The sequence below is a fragment of the Nonomuraea sp. NPDC049480 genome (genome assembly GCF_044465905.1).
Taxonomy (GTDB): domain Bacteria; phylum Actinomycetota; class Actinomycetes; order Streptosporangiales; family Streptosporangiaceae; genus Nonomuraea.
In genome coordinates, this window is the sequence record NZ_JBITMD010000022.1 from 129,490 (window position 1) to 151,440 (window position 21,951).

17 protein-coding genes are annotated in these 21,951 nt (G+C 70.5%); 5 read left to right on the forward strand and 12 right to left on the reverse strand.

Features of this window, described 5'->3' with window-relative positions; all coding sequences use genetic code 11:
• Nucleotides 1-1,440, reverse strand: a complete 1,440-nt coding sequence (locus ACIBX3_RS44435; protein WP_397126656.1) for a class I adenylate-forming enzyme family protein — start codon at nucleotides 1,438-1,440, stop codon at nucleotides 1-3.
• A gap of 144 nt (nucleotides 1,441-1,584) precedes the next feature.
• Between ACIBX3_RS44435 and ACIBX3_RS44440 the strand changes: the two genes are divergently transcribed.
• The 3 genes from ACIBX3_RS44440 to ACIBX3_RS44450 are packed head-to-tail and all read left to right on the forward strand — an operon-like array spanning nucleotide 1,585 to nucleotide 5,001.
• Nucleotides 1,585-1,824 (forward strand): acyl carrier protein, encoded by a 240-nt coding sequence (locus tag ACIBX3_RS44440; RefSeq protein ID WP_397126657.1) that lies wholly within the window; start codon nucleotides 1,585-1,587, stop codon nucleotides 1,822-1,824.
• Complete coding sequence (locus ACIBX3_RS44445) at nucleotides 1,817-3,061, forward strand: condensation domain-containing protein (protein ID WP_397126658.1); 1,245 nt, start codon at nucleotides 1,817-1,819, stop codon at nucleotides 3,059-3,061. The genes ACIBX3_RS44440 and ACIBX3_RS44445 overlap by 8 nt, the downstream gene beginning before the upstream one ends.
• Nucleotides 3,058-5,001, forward strand: a complete 1,944-nt coding sequence (locus tag ACIBX3_RS44450) for a N,N-dimethylformamidase beta subunit family domain-containing protein (protein ID WP_397126659.1) — start codon at nucleotides 3,058-3,060, stop codon at nucleotides 4,999-5,001. Before ACIBX3_RS44445 ends, ACIBX3_RS44450 begins: the two co-directional genes overlap by 4 nt.
• Here ACIBX3_RS44450 and ACIBX3_RS44455 read toward each other — a convergent pair.
• The 9 genes from ACIBX3_RS44455 to ACIBX3_RS44495 form a co-directional block, all read right to left on the reverse strand.
• Entirely contained in the window at nucleotides 4,980-6,623 is a 1,644-nt protein-coding gene (locus ACIBX3_RS44455) for a hypothetical protein (protein WP_397126660.1), read from the reverse strand. The two genes, ACIBX3_RS44450 and ACIBX3_RS44455, sit on opposite strands and share 22 nt — an antisense overlap.
• The gene (locus ACIBX3_RS44460; RefSeq protein ID WP_397126661.1) at nucleotides 6,608-7,549 is read right to left on the reverse strand and encodes a methionyl-tRNA formyltransferase; all 942 of its coding nucleotides are present in this window, start codon (nucleotides 7,547-7,549) and stop codon (nucleotides 6,608-6,610) included. The genes ACIBX3_RS44455 and ACIBX3_RS44460 overlap by 16 nt, the downstream gene beginning before the upstream one ends.
• A 10-nt stretch (nucleotides 7,550-7,559) precedes the next feature.
• Nucleotides 7,560-8,225, reverse strand: a complete 666-nt coding sequence (locus ACIBX3_RS44465) for a PIG-L deacetylase family protein (protein WP_397126662.1) — start codon at nucleotides 8,223-8,225, stop codon at nucleotides 7,560-7,562.
• 10 nt (nucleotides 8,226-8,235) lie between these two features.
• Nucleotides 8,236-9,240: an NAD-dependent epimerase/dehydratase family protein gene (locus ACIBX3_RS44470; protein WP_397126663.1), complete on the reverse strand. Its 1,005-nt coding sequence runs from the start codon at nucleotides 9,238-9,240 to the stop codon at nucleotides 8,236-8,238.
• A gap of 316 nt (nucleotides 9,241-9,556) precedes the next feature.
• Nucleotides 9,557-10,543: a LacI family DNA-binding transcriptional regulator gene (locus ACIBX3_RS44475; protein ID WP_397126664.1), complete on the reverse strand. Its 987-nt coding sequence runs from the start codon at nucleotides 10,541-10,543 to the stop codon at nucleotides 9,557-9,559.
• Between the two features lie 264 nt (nucleotides 10,544-10,807).
• A complete protein-coding gene (locus ACIBX3_RS44480; RefSeq protein ID WP_397126665.1) occupies nucleotides 10,808-12,163 on the reverse strand; it encodes an ABC transporter substrate-binding protein in 1,356 nt (451 codons plus the stop codon).
• 43 nt (nucleotides 12,164-12,206) lie between these two features.
• A complete protein-coding gene (locus ACIBX3_RS44485) occupies nucleotides 12,207-13,157 on the reverse strand; it encodes a carbohydrate ABC transporter permease (RefSeq protein ID WP_397126666.1) in 951 nt (316 codons plus the stop codon).
• A gap of 12 nt (nucleotides 13,158-13,169) precedes the next feature.
• On the reverse strand, nucleotides 13,170-14,117 hold the full coding sequence (locus tag ACIBX3_RS44490; RefSeq protein ID WP_397126668.1) for a carbohydrate ABC transporter permease: 948 nt from the start codon (nucleotides 14,115-14,117) through the stop codon (nucleotides 13,170-13,172).
• A gap of 3 nt (nucleotides 14,118-14,120) precedes the next feature.
• On the reverse strand, nucleotides 14,121-16,235 hold the full coding sequence (locus tag ACIBX3_RS44495) for an alpha-galactosidase (RefSeq protein WP_397126711.1): 2,115 nt from the start codon (nucleotides 16,233-16,235) through the stop codon (nucleotides 14,121-14,123).
• Between the two features lie 332 nt (nucleotides 16,236-16,567).
• Here ACIBX3_RS44495 and ACIBX3_RS44500 point away from each other — a divergent pair, with 332 nt between their 5' ends.
• Nucleotides 16,568-18,193, forward strand: coding sequence for a hypothetical protein (locus ACIBX3_RS44500; RefSeq protein ID WP_397126669.1), 1,626 nt, complete (start codon nucleotides 16,568-16,570; stop codon nucleotides 18,191-18,193).
• Nucleotides 18,194-18,209: 16 nt separating this feature from the next.
• Here the strand turns inward: ACIBX3_RS44500 and ACIBX3_RS44505 are convergent, their stop codons facing one another.
• A complete protein-coding gene (locus tag ACIBX3_RS44505) occupies nucleotides 18,210-18,803 on the reverse strand; it encodes a phospholipase A2 (protein ID WP_397126670.1) in 594 nt (197 codons plus the stop codon).
• 31 nt (nucleotides 18,804-18,834) lie between these two features.
• Nucleotides 18,835-20,598, reverse strand: coding sequence for an AAA family ATPase (locus ACIBX3_RS44510; RefSeq protein WP_397126671.1), 1,764 nt, complete (start codon nucleotides 20,596-20,598; stop codon nucleotides 18,835-18,837).
• 59 nt (nucleotides 20,599-20,657) lie between these two features.
• Between ACIBX3_RS44510 and ACIBX3_RS44515 the strand changes: the two genes are divergently transcribed.
• Nucleotides 20,658-21,950, forward strand: coding sequence for an SDR family NAD(P)-dependent oxidoreductase (locus ACIBX3_RS44515; protein ID WP_397126672.1), 1,293 nt, complete (start codon nucleotides 20,658-20,660; stop codon nucleotides 21,948-21,950).
• Nucleotide 21,951 lies beyond the last annotated feature (1 nt).

Below are 21,951 nucleotides of genomic sequence, written 5' to 3' on the forward strand. Positions count from 1 at the left end.
TCACTCCTCTGCCATACTGCGCAGTTCTCGCTTGATCACTTTTCCGGCGGTGTTCCTGGGCAGCGCGTCCACGCACAGCAGCCGGGTGGGCAGTTCGTGCTGGGCGAGCCGCTCGGACAGGAAGGCCCGCAGGCCCGCCAGCGTCACCGGCTCGCGGGACACGACGGCCGCCGCCACCGCCATGCCCATGACCGGGTGCGTCACGCCGAACACCGACGCCTCGGACACGGCCGGATGCTCGTGCAGCGCGGCCTCGACCTGGAGCGTCGAGACCTTGAAGGCACCCGACTTGATCACGTCGCTCTCCCGGTCGACGAGGTACAGGTAGCCCTCGTCGTCGAGGTAGCCGAGGTCGCCCATGCGTACCCAGCCGTCCCGGAAGGTGTCGTTCCGCTGCTCGCCGTAGTAGGCGCGGGAGTGCGCCGGGGTACGCAGCCACACCTCGCCGGTCTCGCCCGGCCCGGCAGGGTTCCCGTCGGCGTCCGCGATCTTCAAGCTGCCGGCCGCGTGCCCGAGAGCGCCCGGCCGGTCGGGGTCGTAGATCATGACGGTCTGGGCCGGGGCCGCCTCGGTCGAGGTGTAGTAGTTCGCGACCGTCGCGTTCGGGAACGCCTCGCTCAGCTGGGCCGCCACCTTCGGCGGCAGCGCGGCGGCGGCCGAGCCGAGCAGCAGCACGCTCGACAGGTCGTAGCGGTCCTGGACGCGCGCGCCGAGCAGTTCGATGGCCATCGCGGGCACGACGAACACGGTCCCCGCCGCGTACGACTCGATGAGCGCCGCGAAGCGGGCCGGCGTGAACAGCGGCGGGGTGACCACGGTGGGCGCGGCGGTCAACGCGTGGAGCAGCATGACCTGGCCGGCGTTCGTGCCGATGGGGAACGCGTGCACGAGATGCCTGGAGTGAGCGAACGGGCGGCGTTTGGGGTGGACGGGCGGGGAGGTGAGATTCGCGTGGCTCGCGGCCACGCCCTTGGGCTGCCCGGTGGTGCCGGAGGTGTAGAGGATCTGGGCGAGGCCGAGCGGATCGGCCTCGAACGGGACCGCGTCGGACTGGACGGGGCCGGACGCGCTCGGGCCGGACGCGCCATTGAGCTCGTCGCCGCGCCGGATGGTCGTCGTCGCGCCGCAGTGCTCGATCAGGCGGGCCAGCTCCGGCGCGGCCAGGCGGTCCGACAGCGGGACCGCGACGGCGCCCGCCTTCAGCACGGCCATCCAGCTCACCGCGTAGTCGAGCCAGTCACCGCCGCCGAACACCAGCGCGACCCGGTCACCTCGGCGTACGCCCCGGTCGAGCAGGCCGTGTGCGGCGGCGTCGGAGCGCTCGTCCCACTCGCCGAGTGTCAGGCCGCCCGTTCCGGCGACGATGAGAGCTTCGTGGTCGGGGGCGGTGGCGGCTCGTGAGCGTAGTAGAGCAGGGACAGGAAGGGCCGACTGAACCACCCCCCAAAATTATTATCGGGCTGCCGCAAGACGCTAGAAAAAATGCACAATTGCGTCAACCCCTTACCGGTAGGCGCTTGCCGCCATCTGGCCCCGCATGACACACTCGCCCCGGATTTCCCTGAAACGGGAGGACTTTTCCAGGTGCAGACGGACAAGGAGCTACGCGGACGGCTCGCCGATCTGGTCGCCAAGGCCACCGACGGCGAGGTCGAGGCAGCCGAGGTGCTGGCGGGCGAGGCCAGGCTGGCCGATCTCGGCGTCACGTCGCTCGGCTATCTCAGGCTGATCGACGCGGTGGAGGCGGAGTTCGGCGTCGAACTCGACCTGGCGTCGGCCGACAGCCTGGACGAGCTGGTGGACTACCTGCGGCTCCATGCTTGAGTCGCCGCTCACCTGGGGGCAGCAGGACATCTGGCGGGCCGTCGTGGCGGCGCGGCCGGAGGAGCACTATCTCAACATCGGCCGGATCTTCGCCGCGCCGAAGCGGCCCGTGACCATCGAGCGCGCCGTCAAAGCCCTGGACGAACTCGTCGCCAGGCATGAGGCGCTGCGTACCCGGCTCAGCGGGCCCCGCGACCGCCCCCGGCAGCGGATCTCGCCCATCGCCCGGCCGTATGTCGAGGTGACGGACGAGCCCGCGCAGGTGGTGTGCGACCGGTTGTCGGCCGAGCCGTTCGACTATTGGGAGGAGTGGCCGCTGCGGGTGGCGTTCCTCGTGACCGGCGACCATGTCCGGCATGTCGTGCTGGTCCTCTGCCACCTGGCCGCCGACGGGCACGCGGCCGAACTCCTGGTGAAGGACTTCCGGCTGCTCCTGCTGCGCGATTCGCTGCCACCGGTGGAGACCGCCACGCCGCGCGAGATCGCCGAGTGGCAGCGCTCGGCCGAGGGCATGCGTGTGTCGGACGAGGCCCTGTCCTTCTGGCTGTCCGAATACCGTCGCATGGACCCCGTGATCCTTTCAGACGTCCCCCGGCACCCGCGGTTCTGGGAAGCCACGATGACCTCCACGGCGATCGCCGCGGCGGCGCAGGCCGTGGCGGCCCGAGAGCGGGTGAGCTCCTCGACGGTGCTGCTCACGGCCGCGGTCCGGCTCGCCGGGCGGCTCACGGGCCAGCGGTTCTGCGGCATGCGGGTGATCGTCAACAACCGGTTCGCGGCCGATCGCCGCGACGTGGTCTCCACGATCTCGCAGGAGGGGCTCGTGCTCCTCGACCTGCGCACCTCGGACTTCGGGGAGCTGGTGCGGCAGGGCTGGCGAGTGGCCCTGCGGGCGTATCGGCAGGCCCAGTTCGATCCGTACGCGATGGAGGCGGCGGTGTCGGGCGTGGGGCCGGGGATCAGGTCGTTCGGCTGCTTCAACGACCAGCGGCTGGTGCAGAGCGACGGGGCGACAGGACTGGACGAGCGGGCCATCCGCGCCTCGATGGAGCGCACCGAGCTGGCCTGGACGGACACCATGGACCGCAACATCTGCGACTTCCGGCTGCACCTCGGCGGCGAGCCGGGGCGTATGGAGGTGTCGCTGTACGCCGACACCGCGCTGCTCGCGCCGCCGGGGATCGAACGGTTCCTGCTCGACATGGAGTCGATGCTGGTCGAGGCGGCGGTCGCATGAGCCTGTACGCGGCGACCACGTCGTGCGCACAGGGCGAGACCCTCCGGTTCCACCTGCTCGGGGACGGGGGCGCGATCAGCGTCGAGGACGTGCCGTCAGGGCGGGTCGTGCTCCGGGACACGGCCGACGGCGACACCTGGACGCTCAAGGTGGGCTCGGACTGGCCCAGCTCGCTCTATCGCGCCGTCCTGGGCGACGGGTCCGCATATTTCGTCGTACGGGGGAGTGCGCCCGCTTCGTCGGTGCTGGTGGCGATTCCTTTTCCCACCTGGGAGGCGTACAACCGGCCCGGCGTCCCCGGCGAGGGGCTCTACCAGTCCGAGCAGCCCGATCGCGCGGTCAAGGTCAGCTTCGACCGGCCGGGGGCGGGACCGCAGGTCGAGGAGTGGGAGCTCGGGCTGCTGCGGTGGCTCGGGCCGTCGGGGTACGCGGTCGACTACTGCTCGGGGCTGGACCTGCACGACGGTCTCGACCTGCTGAGCCGCTACCGGCTGCTGGTGATCAACGGACACGACGAGTACTGGTCGTGGGAGATGCGGGACGCGGTGGAGGCGTTCGCGCGGGGCGGTGGAAATATCGCCATATTCTCCGGCAACACCTGCTGGTGGCAGGTCCGCTTCGAGGACGACCTTCGTACGATGGTCTGCTACCGCGACGCCGTCGCCGACCCCCTCTCGCGCACCGACCCCGGCCGCACCACCGTCGAGTGGCCCAGCGACCCCGTCAACCGTCCCGAGAACACCCTCACCGGGCTGACCTTTCGCAACGGCGCCGGCTGCTGGGTCGACTCGCGGGTGATGTCCCAGGAGTCCTACACGGCCCGCTTCACCGACCACTGGGTCTACGCGGGCACCGGCCTGCGGGACGGCGACACGTTCGGCAGGGGCGCGCTCGGTTACGAGACGGACGCCGCCGACCTGGAGTGGCTGGACGGCGTACCCCGGGCCACGGGCCGCGACGGCACGCCACCGTCGTTCGTCGTCCTCGCCACGGCGGACCTGTCGCACTGGCGCAGCTACGGCAGGGGCGGCGCGGCCACCATGGGCGTGCACCGGCTGGGGGCCGGGACGATCTTCAACGCGGGCACCATCAACTGGGGCAACACCCTGGCCACCGATCCGGTCCTGGCTCGCATCACCCGCAACGTCCTGGACCGCCTCTCCCGCCCTCCTGGCCCGCCGCAGTGGGAGGACATCGGCCCGGCCGGCCCACTGCGTCCCGCCTCGGAAACCGCGCGGCTCCCGGCACCGGAGCCCCAGCCGCTCCCGGCCGCGGAAGCCCAGCCGGTCGCGCTCGTCGTGTGCGAGAACCGGCTTTTCGCCGCCGGGTCCGGCGGAGTGCTGAGCATGCGCGACCTGTCCGGTCAGAACCTGCCCTGGCGCCCGATCGACGTCACCGACGCCCAGGCGCTGGCCGCCCCCCGCGAGGCCCACGGCGGCCCGCCGGCGGGCCTGTACGGCCTGGCCGCCGACGGCGCCATCCGTTACCGAGACCCCGTTCTCTCCTCGGCCCCGTGGACGGACGTGAGCCGAGCTCCGGAGCGCACAACGGACCTGGCCGCCGCCGACGAGGCCCTGTTCGCCCTCACCTCGGACAACGAGCTCTGGTACCTCCCCATCCGCAGGCTCGCGGACGCCGCCTGGGCCCGGATGGGCGGCGGGGGAGGGGCCACGCGCTTGACGGCGATGAACGGGCGCCTGTTCGCCATCGCGGGCGACCGCGTCCTGACGAGAACGGTCGACCGTCAGGACATCGAGTGGACCGACCTCGGCCCGGCCTGGACCACGACCATCCCCGCATCGGCACCCTCCGGGAGCGGCGGCCCCGGACCGGCTCTCGCCGGGAGCCGTGTCGCGCTGGCCGCCGCCTCAGGACGGCTCGTCATCGCGGCTCCCGACGCACGACTCCGATGGCGGCTCTACTGGCGATCGCTCTCGTAGGCCAGCCACTGCGCACACGTGTGCAGGCCGTAGTCGAGATCCACCTCCGGCCGCCACCCCAGCTCGCTGAAGGCCCGCTCGACGTCCACCGCCGCCCCCGCCGCCCCCGCGTCAGTACCGGCCTCGACCGGTACGGGACGGACCGCCTTGGCCACCGCCTCGGCCAGTTCCAGCCCGCTCACCGGCCGCGGGCCGGCGATGTCGTACACCCCTGCTCCGCGGGTCAGCGCGGCGATGACGGCAGCGGCGACGTCCCGCACGTGCACGAGCTGCCCCGCCTGGCCACCGGCTCGCAGCGGCCGGTTCAGCGACGACCGCAGCACCTGCTCCATCACCGTCCCGCCCTGCGGCATCCCCGGCCCGTACGGCTCGCCGAGGCGCAACACCACCGCCTCCTCGACTTCGATCCCGCGCGAGCCGCCTGGGCTGAGCAGGATCTTCCGCCCGGCGAAGCCCGAGAAGGCCGCTCGCGCCAGCCGTACCTCCTCGGCCGGGTCGGCGTCCGGGTCCGGCGCGCAGACGTGCACCACCGCGTCGGGATCACGGGAGGCCAGGTAGCCGCGGTCCGCGAGCGCCCACGTGACCTGCTCGCGCAGCCACGTGTCAGCCCCCGTCACGGCCACCGTCTGTCGTTCGAGAGCCTGTGGGGACGCCGCGAGCCCCGCCGCGAGCCCGTTCCGCGCGACGTCGTGGAGCTCGTCCGACAGCCGGGCCAGCTCGCGAGACCCGAGCTCATGACAGAGCCCACCGGCACCCATGGTCCCCAACGCCCGATCCAGCACCCGGCGATCCCCCGAACTCTCTTGGACCACGCCCATGGTGAAGGCCGTGAGCCAGAGCGGCCACCAGCGGCCTTCGAAACGCGCCCGCAGGCTGCCGACGTCGAAGCCCCGCCCGTCCAGGTAGTCCTCACAGCGGATGTCCCGCCACCCCGAGGCGCCGGGCACCGCGCACTGCGCCACGCCTCGCTTGAAGAACGGGATCGCGGTCAAAGTCCCGAGCACCCGATCCTCACCGGAGAGTGGCTCGTCGGCGAAGAAGCAGGGCGAGCGCCGCAACCCCTGGAAGTCGTTCTCCACCAGACTCGCCAGGTCCTCGTGCTCGGCCAGGCTGGGCACCGCGACGTACACCGGCACACCGGCCTGCCGGAGATAGCGGCCCATCAGTACGTCGTCCGGCCACGTGTCGCCCCGATCGCGCGCCCATTCCACGTACCCCTCGGCCACCCGCCGGGGCAGCAGCAGCGCCGCGACGGGCGTGTACTCCCCGGCCCCGCGCACCCAGCGTGCCCCGGCGAGCGCGCCCAGCCGCACGGCGGCGCCGTTGCGCGAGTTCCAGAACGCGAACAGCGCGAGCGCCGCGTCCGGCATGGCCTGGGCGGCCGTTGCCGCCCGCTCGAAGAACGTGTCCGACAGCACCATGTCGTCATGGAGCAGCACGTGGTGGGTGGCTCCCTCGGGAATGCTCGACCACGCCAGCAGCGACGTCCGGAACGCCGACGGCCGCCCTCCCGGATCCGGATCGGTGACCACGTCCAGGACGCCGCCCGCCAGGCTGATGGCCGCCTCCCTGCGCTTGGGATGCGCCATCACCGCCCCGGTGAGCGTCACGTCCCCAGGCATGTGCCTACCGGGAGTTCGCCGGACTCCAACAGGGCCAGCGCGTCATGTCGTCCGGCGTCCTCCCACTGAGCCTCGCGGACGACCAGCAGCCCGGAGCCGCACGCCACCAGCACTCCGGCGCTGCCGGTCGACCAGACCGGCGCCAGCACGGTGCCCGGCGGCTCTCGGTGCTCACCCCACTCGATGAGGTCCGCGCTGTGCACGAGCAGCTTGCGCCCGTCGACGAAGGTGAAGGCTCCTGGGTACGGCGCGGCCAGCGCGCGTACCCAGTCGTAGACCTCGCCAGCGGGTTTGGACCAGTCGATCAGGCCGTCCTCCGGCCGCCGCCGCTCCCACACCGATCCGCCCGGCGGCTGCGGGCGCCCCACCACCCGGCCGGCGAGCAGCAGCGGGACGTACTCGGCGAGCAGCCCGATGTTGATCTCGGTCACCTTGCGGTACACCTCGGTGACGTCGTCGCGGCGGCTCACCGCGAACTCGCGCTGGGCGATGAGCTCGCCTTCGTCGGCACCCTCGTTCAGGAAGAACAGACTGACCGCGCTCGACCGGATGCCCTTGATGATCGTCCAGGGCAGGGGAGCCCGCCCCCGGCCCTCGGGCAGCCGGGTGGGGTGCAACCCGACCGAGCCGAGCGGGCACGCCGACAGCAGCGGTTCGCGGACGAGCTGTGACCAGCCGGCGACCACGAGCAGGTCGATGCCCAGGTCGGTGATCAGCTTGTGCGCCCGGCCGTCGTTGATGTCGGCGGTCTCCAGCAGCGGGATGTCGTACTTGGCCGCCGCCTCCTGCAGCGGTGCGTAGCCCGAGCGGTGCCGTAACTGGGGCGGGTAGCCGATGAGCAGCGACGGGGGAGTGCCCTGAGCGGCCATCACGTCCACGGCCGGTGCCGCGAACTCCATACCGGTGCAGAACGCGAACGTCTTCACAGAACCACCCTTACAGGACCTCCCTCAGCACGCCGAACGCCTCGGCGTATGTGACTCCGATCTCAGCGCCACGCAGCGTCGCCAGCGCCGTCACCGACTCCTCGCTCCTGATGTGCGGCGAGGGGCGGTGCTGGCTCTTGTAACCGCGCAGCGCCTCCAGCTTGCGTTCCATGTGGGCGCTGATGTCGCAGTAGGCCGTCGAGCGCGGCATCGGCTCAGCCGCCCACTGGATCTTCGACATCTCGTACAGCAGCACGGTCGGCACGAGCCACTTGCCGAACTGCTGGGCGATGGGCCTGGCCGCCGCGAACCCGGCACCGAACACCGCGAGATGGTCCTGGTCGTAGTCGGCGAAGCTCGGCAGCAGCAGCAGGTCGGGCCGCCGCTCGTTCAGGGCCTGCTCGAACAGGTCGACCAGCTCCCTGCGCGGCAGCGTGTCCAGCCGCTCGGTCAGGTCCATGTCGCCGTACGCGATCTCGTAGGAGAAGCCCAGTGTGGCCCGGACGGCCTCGATCTCGTCCAGCCGTTGCCGGTAGGTGGTGGCGCCGTCGAGGCCGTAGTGCCGCATGCCGTCGACCGCCAGGTACAGGACGTGGACCTCGGCCCCCGCCCCGACCTGCGCGGCGATCAGACCGCCGCAGCCGAGTACCTCGTCATCGGCGTGGGGAGAGATCACCAGCACACGGTCAAAGCGGCGCATTCACTGCCCTCCGGTCCTCGCGGGCGCGATAGTACGCTGCGGTGCTCAGGATCAGCTCGTCGAGCGCGATCCTGGGCTGCCAGCCGAGGCCGGTCGCCGCCCGCAGCGCCGGGATCTTGTGGAACGACTCCGCCTCCGCGTAATACGGCCCGTGCACGCTCCTGCCGTCGACGCTGACGATCGGCGACGCGCTGCCGAGGAGGTCCTTCACCCGATGGGCCAGCTCCATGATGGTGATGGCGTTCGCCGGGTTGCCGACGTTGATGACGATGTCGTCGCTGTCCAGCGCCGCGTCCATGTAGTCGATGAGGAAGCCGGTCAGGTCGCTCGCCGCGATGAACGCCCTGACCTGCTCGCCGCCCGCGAACACGGTGATCGGCTTCTCGGCCAGCGCCTGCTGGACGAACGTGGGCATGACGAACCCGCCCGCCCGGGACTGCCGCGCCCCCGCCACGTTGAACGGCCGGATGACGACGCCGCGCAGACCGCGCCGGCGACTGTTGGAGACCATCGCCTCGGCCAGCGTCTTGGCGATCGCGTACTCGATGCGGGTGTTGTACTGCGTCGGTACGACGATGTCGTCCTTCTCGTCGAGCACGCCGCTGCGCCCGTACACCTCGGCCGAGCTGAACAGGCACAGCGGCGCACCGGCGCCGATGCAGGCGTCGATGACCGGTGCGGTGCTGCCGATGATGTCGTGGCCGAGCCGGCCCGCCCTGGACAGGATGCTCGCGGGACCGACGTATGAGGCCGCGTGGATGACGCGGTCGGCGCCGGCGAAGTCGCCGCCTGCCGCCAGGTAGTCCTCCACCCGCTGCCGGACGACCGTGCAGCGGGGGTCGGCATCGTAGTCCTCGCCGTCGATGACCGCGCCCGCGTTGGAGTCGATGATCGTTACTCGGTGGCCCGCTTCGAGATACGCGTCCACCAGATGTGAGCCGATGAAACCGAGACCGCCCGTGACGATGACTTCGCCACTTGGAGCTCCCACGAGCCTGCCTTTCCCACGAAGCCGCGATTTCGAGGAAACAGCCACACCGGGCTTGTGCCGTCCCGGTGGCACCTAGCGTGGGATTAAAACAGTTTTCGCCACGCTTGTCACGCATGGCACAAGTTTTCACCACTTGTTATGATCCGGCCAGCTCGTCGAGGTCGTCCCGTTCCACCCAGAGCCCGAAGAAGGCTTCATCGAACCCGTGCGCCGCCAGCAGTCCATACTGATCATGTTCTGGTCTGTCCAGTGATCTCTGCGACGTTGACGACGCTGTTGGCGCACCCAACAGGTCACCCGCGGCCATCGGCCACTGCTAGGCCGAGCCACCCACGACGATGTCGGTCGGCAGGTAGACGCCCGGCTCGCCCGTGGGGCCCTCCTCGATCTCGCGCAGGCAGCGCTCCACCAACGCGGCAGCGGCCTGCTCGAAAGGCAGCCGCACTGTCGTCAGCGGCGGATCCGTGAGCCACTGCAGGGGACCGCCGTCGAAGCCGGTCACGGCCACGTCGTGGCCGACCCGCAGCCCCGCCGACCGCACGGCGCGAATCGCCTCGACGGCCAGCCAGTCGGCCGCGGTGACCACCGCGGTGGGGCGCCGCCGCCCGGACACCAGCCGGCCCACGGCGGCCTCGACCTTCTCCCGCGGCTCCTGCACCACCCATGAGTCGGGCACGGACAGCCCGTGGTGCCGCGTCCGGGCGAGAAAACCCTCCAGCCGCTCGCGGAACCAGTAGCCCGGCTGACGGGGCCCCACGTAGGCGATGTGCTCGTGTCCGCTGCCGACCAGGTAGTCGATCATGGAACCGATGCCCGCGACGTTGTCGACGTCGACCCACGACTGTGGCAGGTCGGCCTCGGTACGCCCGAACGAGGCGAAAGGCATCCCCACTCCCGCCAGGTAGCGGGCCCGCGGATCGTCGATGCTGGAGTCGGTGATCACGAATCCGTCGACGCTGTGGGCCGCCACGAGCTCGCTCAGCCGGTCGGTCACGTCGCCGCTCGAGGTGAAGACGAGGATCTGGTAGCCCCGCCGCTCGGCCTCACGCAGCAGATGCGATACGAAGGACACCGCGAAGACGTGATGGGGTTCCAGCAGCTCGCCGGAGACGTGGAACCCGAGCTGACGGGTGCGCTGGAGTCGCAGGCTGCGTGCCTGGCGGTTGGGCTGGTAACCGAGATCCTCGACCGCGGTCAGCACCCGCAGGCGGGTCTCCTCCGGGATGCCGCTGCCCGGACGCTCGTTGATGACGAACGAGACGGTGGTCGGCGAGACACCGGCGAGCCGGGCCACATCCGCCATGGTGGGACGCCGCCTCCGTGACCGGGCCCCCTGCCTGCCGGCGGTGTCGTGCGGTTGCATCGTGCCCTCCCCCTCGGCCCCGGGCGTGATCAGCGTAGCGCAGGCGCTCCGGCCGTTGAGCACCCCTGATCGTGACTCTTCTGTTGGAACGTGATCGAGCGTGACCACACTGGCTCGCGCTCGATCCGAACGGGCGGACATCCGTTCCCCGGGAGTGCCCGGCGCCGGCCGTGACCGGGCCGGGCACTCCGCGCGTCGGCCCGCTCACTGGAACAGGGCGTTGACCTGCTCGTTGGCCTTGCTCAGCGAGCTCGCCGGGGCGGTGCCGCCGATCACGGCGTCCATGGCCGGCTTCATGACGGACTCGATCTGGGCTGCGTGGTCGGTGATCGGGAAGAGGAAGGTCGTCTTGTCCGTGACGTTCACGGTGAATGCCTCGGCGTCGACGCCCTTTTCCCCGAACTTCTTCTGGGCGACCTCCACCGCGGCGGGGATGGCGGGGAAGACGACCGCGTGCTCGCCGACGACATTCTGGCAGGCGGGAGAGGCGAGATACTTCACCCACGCCCACGCGGCGTCCTTGTTCTTGGTGCCGGCGTAGATCGAGTCGGCAAGGCCGTTGAACATGCTCGTCCGCGTGCCGGTAGGGCCGGCGGGCAGCGGGGCGAGCGCCGGCTCGAACTTGTCGGACTTGGAGCCGAACACCGAACCGATCATCCAGCTGCCGTTGGTCGCCATGGCGCCCTTGCCCGCGGAGAGCATGTCATTCCAGGCCACGCCCTCGGTCGCCTTGAGCGGCGGCATGTAACCCTTGTCGATCAGGCTCTTCCACCAGGTGATGGCCTCCTGGAACTTGGGGTCGTCGTAGTTGTAGTGGCTGCCCCACGGGTTCTTGTCGGTGAACTTCCAGCCGTTGCTGACGGCGTACATGCTCCACTGGGTCTGGCCCACGCCGTTGCCGGAGCTCTCCAGCCACAGGCCGTAGGTCTCGACCTTGCTCTTGTCGAAGCCGGGCTCGTCACCGCGCTTGCCGTTCTTGTCCACGGTCAGTTTGGCGATGATCTTCTCGTAGGTGCCGCCGTCGGCCGGGTTCCAGGCCATCTCCTTCAGCTGCGCATCGGTGATCCCCGCCTTCTCGGTGAGCTTCTTGTTGTAGAAGACGGCGATGGTGTCCCAGTCCTTGGGCAGGCCGTACCGCTTGCCGTCGGCGCCGACCCACAGGTCGGCCAGACCCTCCGCGTAGATGCCGGTGTCCACCTTGTCGTTCTTGACGAAATCGTCGATCGGCAGGATGGTGCGCTTCGTGACGAACTCCGGGTACTTGGCCAGGTGGTCGGTGAACACGTCCGGCGCGGACCCGGAGACGAAGCCCGTGGTGAGCTTGGTCCAGTAGTCGTCCCAGCCGAGCTGGGTGATCTTGATGGAGATGTTCGGATTGGCCTTCTGGAAGTCGGCGGCGCACTGCTGGTATGCCGGCTGCTGGTTGGCATCCCAGAGCCAGTAGGAGATGGTCGCCTTCCCGCCGGCGGAGGCGGTGTCTCCGCTGGTGCCGCCACCGCACGCGGCGAGGGTCAGCGAGAGCAGGGCGACGCCGGCGACCGCCGGCACCTTCTTGATCATCAATGTGTCCTTTCCTGTGGAGCTTGGCGAGGAGATCGGGGGGTCACTTCACGCCGGAAAACTGGATGGAGTTGACGATGCGCTTGCCGAACGCCGCGAACAGCAGGAGCACCGGCAACGCCGCGACGAGCGTGGCGGCCATCAGCCCGGCCCAGTCGGGGCTGCCCTGCGGCGTCTGGGACCTGAACAGGCCGAGCGCCACGGTGAGCACGCGGACGTCGTTGTTCGTGGGATCGGTGACGAGCAGCGGCCAGAAGTACTCGTTCCAGGAATTGATGTAGGTGAGGATGGACAGCGTGGCGATCGGCGCTGCGCTCATGGGCAGGATGAGCCGGAAGAAGATGCGGGGATAGCCGGCGCCGTCGAGCATCGCGGCCTCCTCCACCTCGCGGCTCACGTTCAGGAAGAACTGCCGCAGGAAGAAGACGGCGAACGGGGTCATGAACAGGTACGGCAGCACGATCCCGGCGAAGGTGTTGAGCAGCCCCAGGTTCTTCATCAGCTCGAAGTTGGGCAGATGGATGAAGATCGGCGGGACCATCAGCGCGGTCAGGAACAGGAAGAACACCTTGTCCCGGCCCGGCCAGCGCAGCCGCGCGAACGCGTAGGCCGCCATGGCGCTGAAGAACACCTGGCCGATCGTGATGACCGTCGCGACGATCACGGAGTTGCGCAGGTACAGCCAGAAGCTGATGGAGGCGCCCGAGCCGCCCTGCGCCTGGGCCTCCTGGATGGTGGCCAGCCCGAACACCCGCTCGTAACCGCCGAGGGTCGGGGCCACGGGCAGCCAGGACGAGGGGTCGGAGAACAGCATCCGATTGTTGGACAGCGACGTGCGCAGCATCCAGTAGAACGGGAACAGCGTGATCAGGACGAAGATCCAGAGCAGCGCCCAGGCGGCGATCCGGCCGACGCGGACACGACGTCCGTGGCGCTCGGCCGGCACCGGCCTGGCCGCCTCGGCCTTCGCCGAGGGCATGCTTATCGCGGTCATGGCAGCGCTCCTCTAGGACAGGTCCGACTCGCCCGCACGCAGCAAGCGCATCTGGAACAGCGAGACACCGGCGAGGATGGCCATCAGGGCGACTCCCATCGCGGAGGCGTAACCGAAGTCGAACTGGCTGAAGGCCTTCTCGAAGATGTAGTAGTAGACGACCTTGGAGGCGTCCGCCGGGCCGCCCTGGGTGGTGACGGCCACGGTGTCGAAGATCTGGAACGACCCGATGACCGTGATGACCAGCACCATCGCCAGCACCGGCCGCAACAGGGGCAGGGTGATCCGCCAGAACGAGCGCCACTCCGTGGACCCGTCCACCGCCGCCGCCTCGTAGAGCGACCTCGGGATCGCCTGCAGGCCGGCGAAGATCAGCAGCGCCGTGTAACCCATGTGCCGCCAGACGTTCACCAGCGCGATCGTCGGGATCACCAGGTGCTCTTCCCCGAAGAACCCGTAGGGGCCGAGCCCGATCCAGCCGATGAACTGGTTGACCACACCGAGGGTGTAGTCGGCCATCCAGTACCACACCAGGGCGACGACCACGTTGGCGACGAGGTACGGCAGCAGCAGCACGCCGCGCAGCAAGCCCGACTTGGTCAGCCGGTGCATCAGGACCGCCAGCACGATGGCGACGATCGTCTGCACCCCGATGTTGATGACGACGTATTCCAGGGTCACCCCGAGGGAGCGCCAGAAGGAGGCGTCCCCGATGAGCTTGGCGTAGTTCGCCGTCCCGGACCACTCGGGCGGAAGCAGCAGGCTGTAGTCGGTGAAGCTCAGGTACACGCCGCGGATCGTGGGCCACAGGTAGAAGACCGCGAACCCGAGCAGCGCCGGGAGGATGAAGAACAGCGCTGCCCGATGGTCCCGCCTCTCGTGCGATCGGGCCTGCGGCGGCGTGTGGCGCCCGGCGGGCGCCCCGGGCCTTGGCGTGGGTATGGAGACGGTGTCCGCCATCGATCACTCCCTGATCAGCCGGAGCAGCAGTAGGTGTTCGGGATAGAGATCCGGAGCCTGGATGCCGGCCCGCCCCAGCACCGACCCGGGAAGCCGGAGCTCGCCGCGGGCCAGCCACGGCGGGAGTACGTGGTTCACGCCCGCGGCCACGTCGCCCGGCGCGAGCGGCTCGACCCGGTACACCGCACTCGGGTCCAGCCCGGGCAGGCGCACCCGCCCGGGCGGCGCGACGACCGAGGTGGCGACCGCGACCAGCGCGAAGATCGCCTCGGAGCGGTCCTCCGCGACCACCCCGTGCACCCACAGCGCGGGGTCGGGGTGGTCGGCGCGGACGACCCGCCCCGTGTGCAGCAGGCCGCGCACGTCCTTGTAGAGCGCGATCCAGCGGGCCAGCTCCGCTACCTCGGCCGCCGAGGCCGAGGTGAGGTCCCATTCGATGCCGAAGTGGCCGAACAGCGCCGTTCCCGCGCGGAAGGCGAGGTCGTGGCGGCGTCCGGTGGTGTGCGCGTGCGCGGCGCCCACGTGGGAGCCGATGAGCTCGGGCGGGAGCAGGAGCTGGGTCCAGCGCTGGATCGACTGGCGTTCCAGGGCGTCGATGCAGTCGCTGCCCCACACCCGGTCCGTCCGCTGGAGGATGCCGAGGTCCACCCGCGCTCCCCCCGAGGAGCACGACTCGATCTCCAGGCCGGGGTGGCGCCGCCGCAGCTCGTCCAGCAGCCGGTAGACCGCCAGCGTCTGCCGGTGGACGGCCGGCTCTCCGAGCGGGCTGTGGCCCGCGTCGATCAGGTCGCGGTTGTGGTCCCACTTCAGGTAGTCGAGGGCGTACTCGCCGATCAGCCGGTCCAGGCGGTCCAGCACGTACGCGTACGCCTCGTTGTGCACGAGGTCGAGCACCTGCTGGTGGCGCACCTCCGGCGGCATCCGCCCGCCCGTCGACATGATCCACTCCGGGTGGGCCCGGGCCAGGTCGGAGTCGGGGTTGATCATCTCTGGCTCGACCCACAGCCCGAACTGCATCCCGAGCGCCCGCACGTGATCGACCAGGGGGTGCAGGCCCCGCGGCCAGACGGCCTCGTCCACGTACCAGTCGCCGAGGCCGGCGTGGTCGTCGCGGCGGTGGCGGAACCAGCCGTCGTCCAGGACGAACCGCTCCGCCCCCACCTCGGCCGCCCGGTCGGCGAGCACGCGCAGCTTGGGCAGGTCGTGGTCGAAGTAGACGGCCTCCCAGGTGTTCATGACCACGGGACGCGGGGCCGCCGGGTGGCCCGCCCGGGCGCGCAGGTGCCGGTGGAATCGGCCGGACACGTCGTCCAGCCCCTGGCCGTAGGCCGCGTACAGCCACGGGGTCGTGTACTCCTTCCCTGGTTCCAGCCGCACCTCGCCCGGCAGGAGCAACTCGCCGCCGCCGATGACGGCCCGCCCGTCGGGCAGGCGCTCGGCGTAGCTGACGTGGTTGCCGCTCCAGCCCACGTGCACGGCCCACACCTCGCCCGAGCCGAATCCGAAGCCGGGGACGCCCGCCGCCAGCAGCAGCGACGCGTCCGCCCCGGTGCGGCCGCGGCGGTTCTCCCGGACCCGGGAGCCCACGGTGAACGGCTGGCGCTGCGGTGACCGCTCGCGCAGGTGCCGCCCGGTCAGGTCAAGCAGCTCGGCGGCCTCGGCGGGCACCGGCAGGTTGAGCACGAGGCCGTCCAGCACGTACGGCTCGGCAGGATGCCGGTTGCGTACCGCGGCCCGCATCGTGACCAGGCCGGTGGCGTCGAGCGCGATCCACAGCGTCAGCTCCAGGCCCGCGGCCTCGTCCACGGCCTCGACGCGGACCTGCGTGCCGTCGGCGCGCGCGGACGTCAACGTGAACAGCGGCGCCCAGGCCGTGCCGCCGCGATGCCCGCGCAGTCCCGGCAGCCCCGGCCAGCCGGTCCCGTGCTCGGCGAGCACCGAGAGGTCGGCGGGCGTGTCGGTGCCGCCGGAGACGACGGGGGGAACGGCGGCGAGCGCCAGCTCGCGCAGCCGGGCCGGGGGGACGTCTCCGAGGTCGCCGCCCCAGTGCAGCACGCTCGGCAGGCGCGGGCCGCCTGCGTCCAGGACCAGGCTGACGCCGCCCGCCCGCAGGTGGATCGGCTCCGGCCGGCTCCGTGCGGCTCCGTGCGGCGCCGTCGGCTCCCCGGCTCGCGTGCTGGTCTCTTGCGGCACTGCGCATCTCCGTTCAGGGGGATTAAAGATTAGTAAATCGATTTAGTAGACCAAGCTACAGACGGCGATCAACAGGAGAGAGTCGTGATTGACGATGGCCAGTTTCGATTTACTAATTGGATTTAGCAACTAAGCTGGCCTTCAAAGTGCCCCGGCCGGAACCGCATGTCAATCCCTCGTTACGAGTCCGTTACGCAAAGCCCGCAAGCGGCTCCACGAGCCTGTGATGCGTCCCCACCTCTCCCGCTTGGAGCGTCATGACCGAGGTGCGTATGCCCGATGAGGTGTTCGTCCTGCACCACGACCGCGCCGGGCCGGACCCGGCCCGGCGCGGCCACGCCGGCTTCGCCACCGCCGCTGTGGCGGTCGACCTGAGCCCGGCGGGCGAAGGCCTCGCGATCCACCTGAGCTCTCCGCGCCGCGGCCTGTCCCGGGTGGCCCTGCGGTGGCGCGATCCCCTGCCGGAGCGGGCCCTGATCCTCGGCGACGCCTGGGAACGCTCCTACGGTGACCTGCAGTGGCGGCACCGGCAGCCGGACCGCGTCATGCCCTGGTACTGGCTGGGCCACGACCCCGCCACCGGCCGCACTCAGGGCATGGGCGTGCGGGTCCGGCCCGCCGCCTTCTGCTCCTGGAACCTCGACGAGGACGGAGTCACGCTGTGGCTGGACGTGCGCAACGGCGCCGCGCCGGTCGAGCCGGGCCCGCGGCGGCTGCACGCAGCGACCGTGGTCCGGCTCGGCCCGCGCGCGGACGCGTCGCCGTTCGCCGCGCTGACCGAGCTGTGCCGGGCCATGTGCGACGACCCGGTGCTGCCGGCCGAGCCGGTCGTCGGCGCCAACAACTGGTACTACGCCTATGGCGGCGGCTTCGGCCCGGGCGAGGTCCTGCGGGACGCGCAGACCATCGTCGAGCTGGCCGACGGCCACCCGATCCGCCCGTTCTGCGTGGTGGACGCCGGGTGGAGCCCGGGCGGCGAGGCCCCCGGCGGGCCGTGGACGGCCGGGATCCCCGGCCTCTTCGACGACATGCCGGGCCTGGCTGGTGGCATCGCCGCCGCGGGCGCCCGCCCCGGCATCTGGCTCCGTCCGGCCGCGCTGTCCGTCGTCGACGACCCCAACCGGTTGCGGGCCGGCCCGCGACCGGTCCCGGAGCAGCCGCTTGACCTGAGCATCCCGGACAACCTGCACGCCATCGGCGCCGACGTCCGCCGCCTGACCCGCTGGGGCTTCGAGCTGATCAAGCATGACTTTTCCACGTACGACCACTTCGCCCGGTGGGGCTTTCACATGGGCCGGCGGCTCACCGAGCCCGGCTGGGCACTGGCCGACCGCACCGTCACCAACGCCGAGGTGCTCGTGGGCCTGTACCGGACCATCCGGGAGGCGGCCGGCGACGCGATGGTCCTGGGCTGCAACACGGTCGGCCACCTGGCCGCCGGCCTGGTCCACCTGCAGCGGACCGGAGACGACACCTCCGGCAGGTTTTGGGAGCGGACCCGCCGGATGGGGGTCAACACCCTCGCCTTCCGGCTGGCCCAGCACCGGACCTTCTTCGCCGTGGACGCCGACTGCGTGCCTTGCACTCCGGCCACCCCGTGGGCGCGCAACCGGGAGTTCCTCGATTTGGTGGCCCGGTCGGGGACCGCGCTGTTCGTCTCGGTGGACCCGCGGTCACGCACCGGCGGCGTGGACGCCGATTTGCGCGCCGCCGTGCGGATCGCGCTGGACGGTGGTGAGCCGGGCGGTGTGGAGCCCCTGGACTGGCTGCACACCAACAGCCCGCGCGACTGGCGGATCGGTGACGGGCGGCACCGCTACCGGTGGCTGGAGCCGTACGGCGCCGGACCGCTGATGGACGGCACGGAGCTGCCCGGGTTGTGACGCGCCCGCGGCGGGGCTACTTCCCCTTCCATCGGACAGCCGCGTAAAACTGCGCCGCCGCGGACCTGCAGCTTGGCTTCAGGTATGCCTTCATGCCGCTGCATGTCCTGAGCATGTCCTGCAGGAGCGCCTGGTCGACGCCCTTGCGATAGGTGTCGTTCCACCTCTTGGTGCTGACCAGATCCTTGAGGTTGCGGTAGCCGAAGTCGTGTCGCATGCACGGGATCGCGAAGATCTTCCCCCAGGATTTGACGCTCGGTATCTTCTCCGCGTCCTTCACTGTGCAACCGTCGCTGTTCCAGCTGAAGTTGTACTGCTTGACGGAGTCCTTGTTCCTGTTCGCCCGAAACTTGACCCACGCCCAGAAGCTGTCCTCCGTCGCCAACGTGAGCTGGACCGCCACGGCCAGTTTCTTCGCCTTACTCGGCTCCGCGTTCGCCACTGCCGGAGCGCTGATCAGGGTCAGCGCCGCTGCGGTGCCCGCGAGCCCGCTCGCGATGATCCTCGTCTTTTTCACTGCCGTCCCTTTCTCTGAGTGGAGTCGGCCATCAGATTGACGGCACGTGACACGGCAGGACAACTGATCATGGGCGCGACGGTCCGCGAACATACCGCCGACATACCGGGAGGAGAGGGACGCTTCAGCCGCCGGTGAAGACCTCGATCCAGAAGCGCTGCCGCTCGCCGTCCACTCCCACCAGATAGGTGGCCTTGAGCTTGGGCGGAAGCAGCGGAGCCAGGCGAGCGGCCGTGCTCCGATGGGCGCGGAGCTGCGGGAGTTCGGCGTTGGCCAGGATGCGGTGCACGACGTCGCTCGCGTCCGTGCCCTCCGGGGCCTCGTCCGCCGCCCGGCGCAGCCGATCCGTCCAGCCGTCCAGGTCGTCGGCCAGCTCGCGGAGCCCGGTCACCTGACGGTCGGCGAGCCTGGCCTCCAGGTCGGCGAGTGGGACCGGTGCGTACTCCCCGTCACCCAGGTAGATCTTCGCCATCTCCAGTGGCAGCCCGCGTCCGTGCAGCCTGATCAGACGCTCCAGGGTGCGCTTGGTGATCCAGGCGCGTCCTTCGTCGTCGATGTCGTTCTTCCACCACTCCAGCACGGTCTCCGCGACCGCGCCGTAACGCTCGATCAGCCACTCGTTCGCCGGGATGTCGTCCGGGCCGATGTCCAGGGAGACCGTGAAGCGGGAGGCCTGCGCGATCGTGTTGCGCGCGACCAGCAGCTTCCGGCCCAGATGGTATGGCGGGTTCTGCAGCGCGACCTGGGCCTTGAGCCCTTCGATGCGCCGCCCGGCCAGCGACCACTCCTGGGTGATCTCCATGAGCCTGGCGAAGGCCGATCTGTCCTTGGGCCGGTTGTATTCGTCCCACACGATCGCCTTCGCGTCCGGGCCGATGAAGATCCCGGCGAGCAGGTTGTCGAGCGTGCCGTCGGCGGTGGGGAGTGGCACGCAGAGATCCTCGACGTTGGTGACGGGCAGCGAGAAGTAGATCGGGTCGCGGCCCAGTTCGTCCCGCACCACCTCCTTGACCACCTCGGTCTTGCCGCAGCCCGGCGGACCCTGGATCAGCACGGCCCAACGCCGCCGCAGCGCCTCGCGGACGACCCTCCGCACCGCGTCGGGCAGGTGTCCGGGCGCGGGCACGTCCGCCCCCGCGCGGCGCAGCTCCGCGACGATTCGCTCCAGGATCCGCGGCGCCTCGTCCTGGCCCGGCGTGCCGTCGGCACGGGGCGCGGCCAGGTGCAGCCGCTCGCCGTTGACCAGGGGCAGCCCCCACTGCGGCGGCAGCCCGGCCAGCGCGCAGTCGAGCACGTGCTCCAGCGTGCGCGGTGGGAACAGGCGGCGCAGCTCGGTCGGCAGCGCGGCCCAGACGCGGAAGACCCCGGACAGATCCATGTCGCGGAACTTGCGCGAGAGCGCCTGCCGCCACGCCGTGTCAGCCGCCGTGATCCGCAGGGTGGCCATGCGGTCCAGGATCGCGAGGTCGGAGCGGCGTGCGGCTGTCTCGGCGAGCGACTCGTTGTCGGTGAGGAAGACGCCCGCGCAGCCGAGCGCCCGCAGGTCGTGCTCGCCCAGCGTCCACGAGCAGGCGATCTGCATGAGCTGCGACTGGATGGTGTCTCCGGCCTGCAGCGAGTCGTCGATGAGCAGGACGAAAGGACGGCCGGGCTTGAGCTGGCGCATGATGAGCTGGCGCAGGACGAGCTCGCCGTCCTGCCGTACCGGAGCGTTGACGAGCAGGTCGTCAGGGGTCAGGTTGGCGGCGGGCACGTACACCAGCCGGTACCTGTCCCTGAGGTGGGAGAAGAACGTCGAGGTCTTGCCGATCCCGTGCTCGCCGAAGATCTGGCCGGTGATGCCCAGATCGATCATCGCGTCGATGAAGTCAGCCAGCTTCGACGTCACCTGTGTTCCTCCCATGGATCCCAGTAGAGCGGGGCAGACCCAGCAATATCATCTGATTTGTGCGCGACGATGATGTGCAGGTGTGCCTGAGGGTGCTCTCCGAGCTGGCCGAGGCGCCTGACGGCGATCCCGATCTCGTACGTGTCCAGCACGCGGTCAGCGCCTTCATCAAGAGGACGCGTCGGAACGAGCAAGCCAGGAAGCGGCGGCAGCGGGCGGAGGAGGACGCGGCCGCGCTGGCCACCGGGACTGCCCCTGTCATCACGACCGGCGCTGCCGGCCCGGGCGAAAGGGTTGCCGCCTGGTCGCCTGCCCCGCCGGCCGCCCTGTCGCGCCGCATCGACCGACTGACCAGGTGTTACGCCTGTAAGGCCCACTTTCGCGAGGTCGATGAGCTCTACGACCGGCTCTGTCCGGTGTGCGCCGAGGAGAACAGGCGGCGGCGCACGGCCCGCACCGACCTCTCCGGCAGACGTGCCATCGTCACCGGCGGCCGGGTGAAGGCCGGGTTCGAGCTGGTGCTGAAGATGGTGCGGGACGGGGCGGCGGTGACCGCGCTCACCCGGTTCCCGCAGGATGCGCGCCGCCGCTTCGCCGCCGTGCCCGACTTCGGCGAGTGGGGTGACCGGCTCACCGTCACCGGCATGGATCTGCGTGACCTCCCCTCGGTGGTGCGGTGGTGTGACGAGCAGGTGGCCGCGGGCGAGCCGCTGGACATCCTGGTGAACCTGGCCGCCCAGACCGTGCGCCCGCCCGCCTCCTCCTACGAGGCGCTGCTCGCGGGCGAGAACACGACCGAGCTGACCACGGGGCAGGTGTTCCTGCCGGAGGGCACGGTGGACGTCGCGGGCCTGCTCCCCGACCCCTCGCCGGACAACTCCTGGACCCGGCTGGTGCACGAGATCGACCCGGTGGAGCTCCTTGAGGTGCAGCTCATCAACATGACCGCGCCGTTCCTGCTGATCGGCAGGCTGCGCCCGCTGCTCGTGCGCTCGCCGCGCCCGCGCAGGTACGTGGTGAACGTCTCGGCCGCGGAGGGCCAGTTCGGCCGGGTGTACAAGGGGCCCGAGCACCCGCACACCAACATGGCCAAGGCCGCGCTCAACATGCTGACTCTCACCAGCGCCGCCGAGCTGGCCGCCGCCGGGGTCTATCTCACCAGCGTGGACCCGGGCTGGTTCTCCGACCAGCAGCCCGACCCGGATCAGCGGCGCAGGGCCGCCGCCGGGTTCCGGCCGCCGCTGGACGTGGTGGACGCCGCCGCCCGCGTGTACGACCCGATCGTGCGTGGTGAGGCCGGCGATCCGCCGTACGGGTGCCTGCTGAAGGACTACCGCGTCGCCCCCTGGTGAG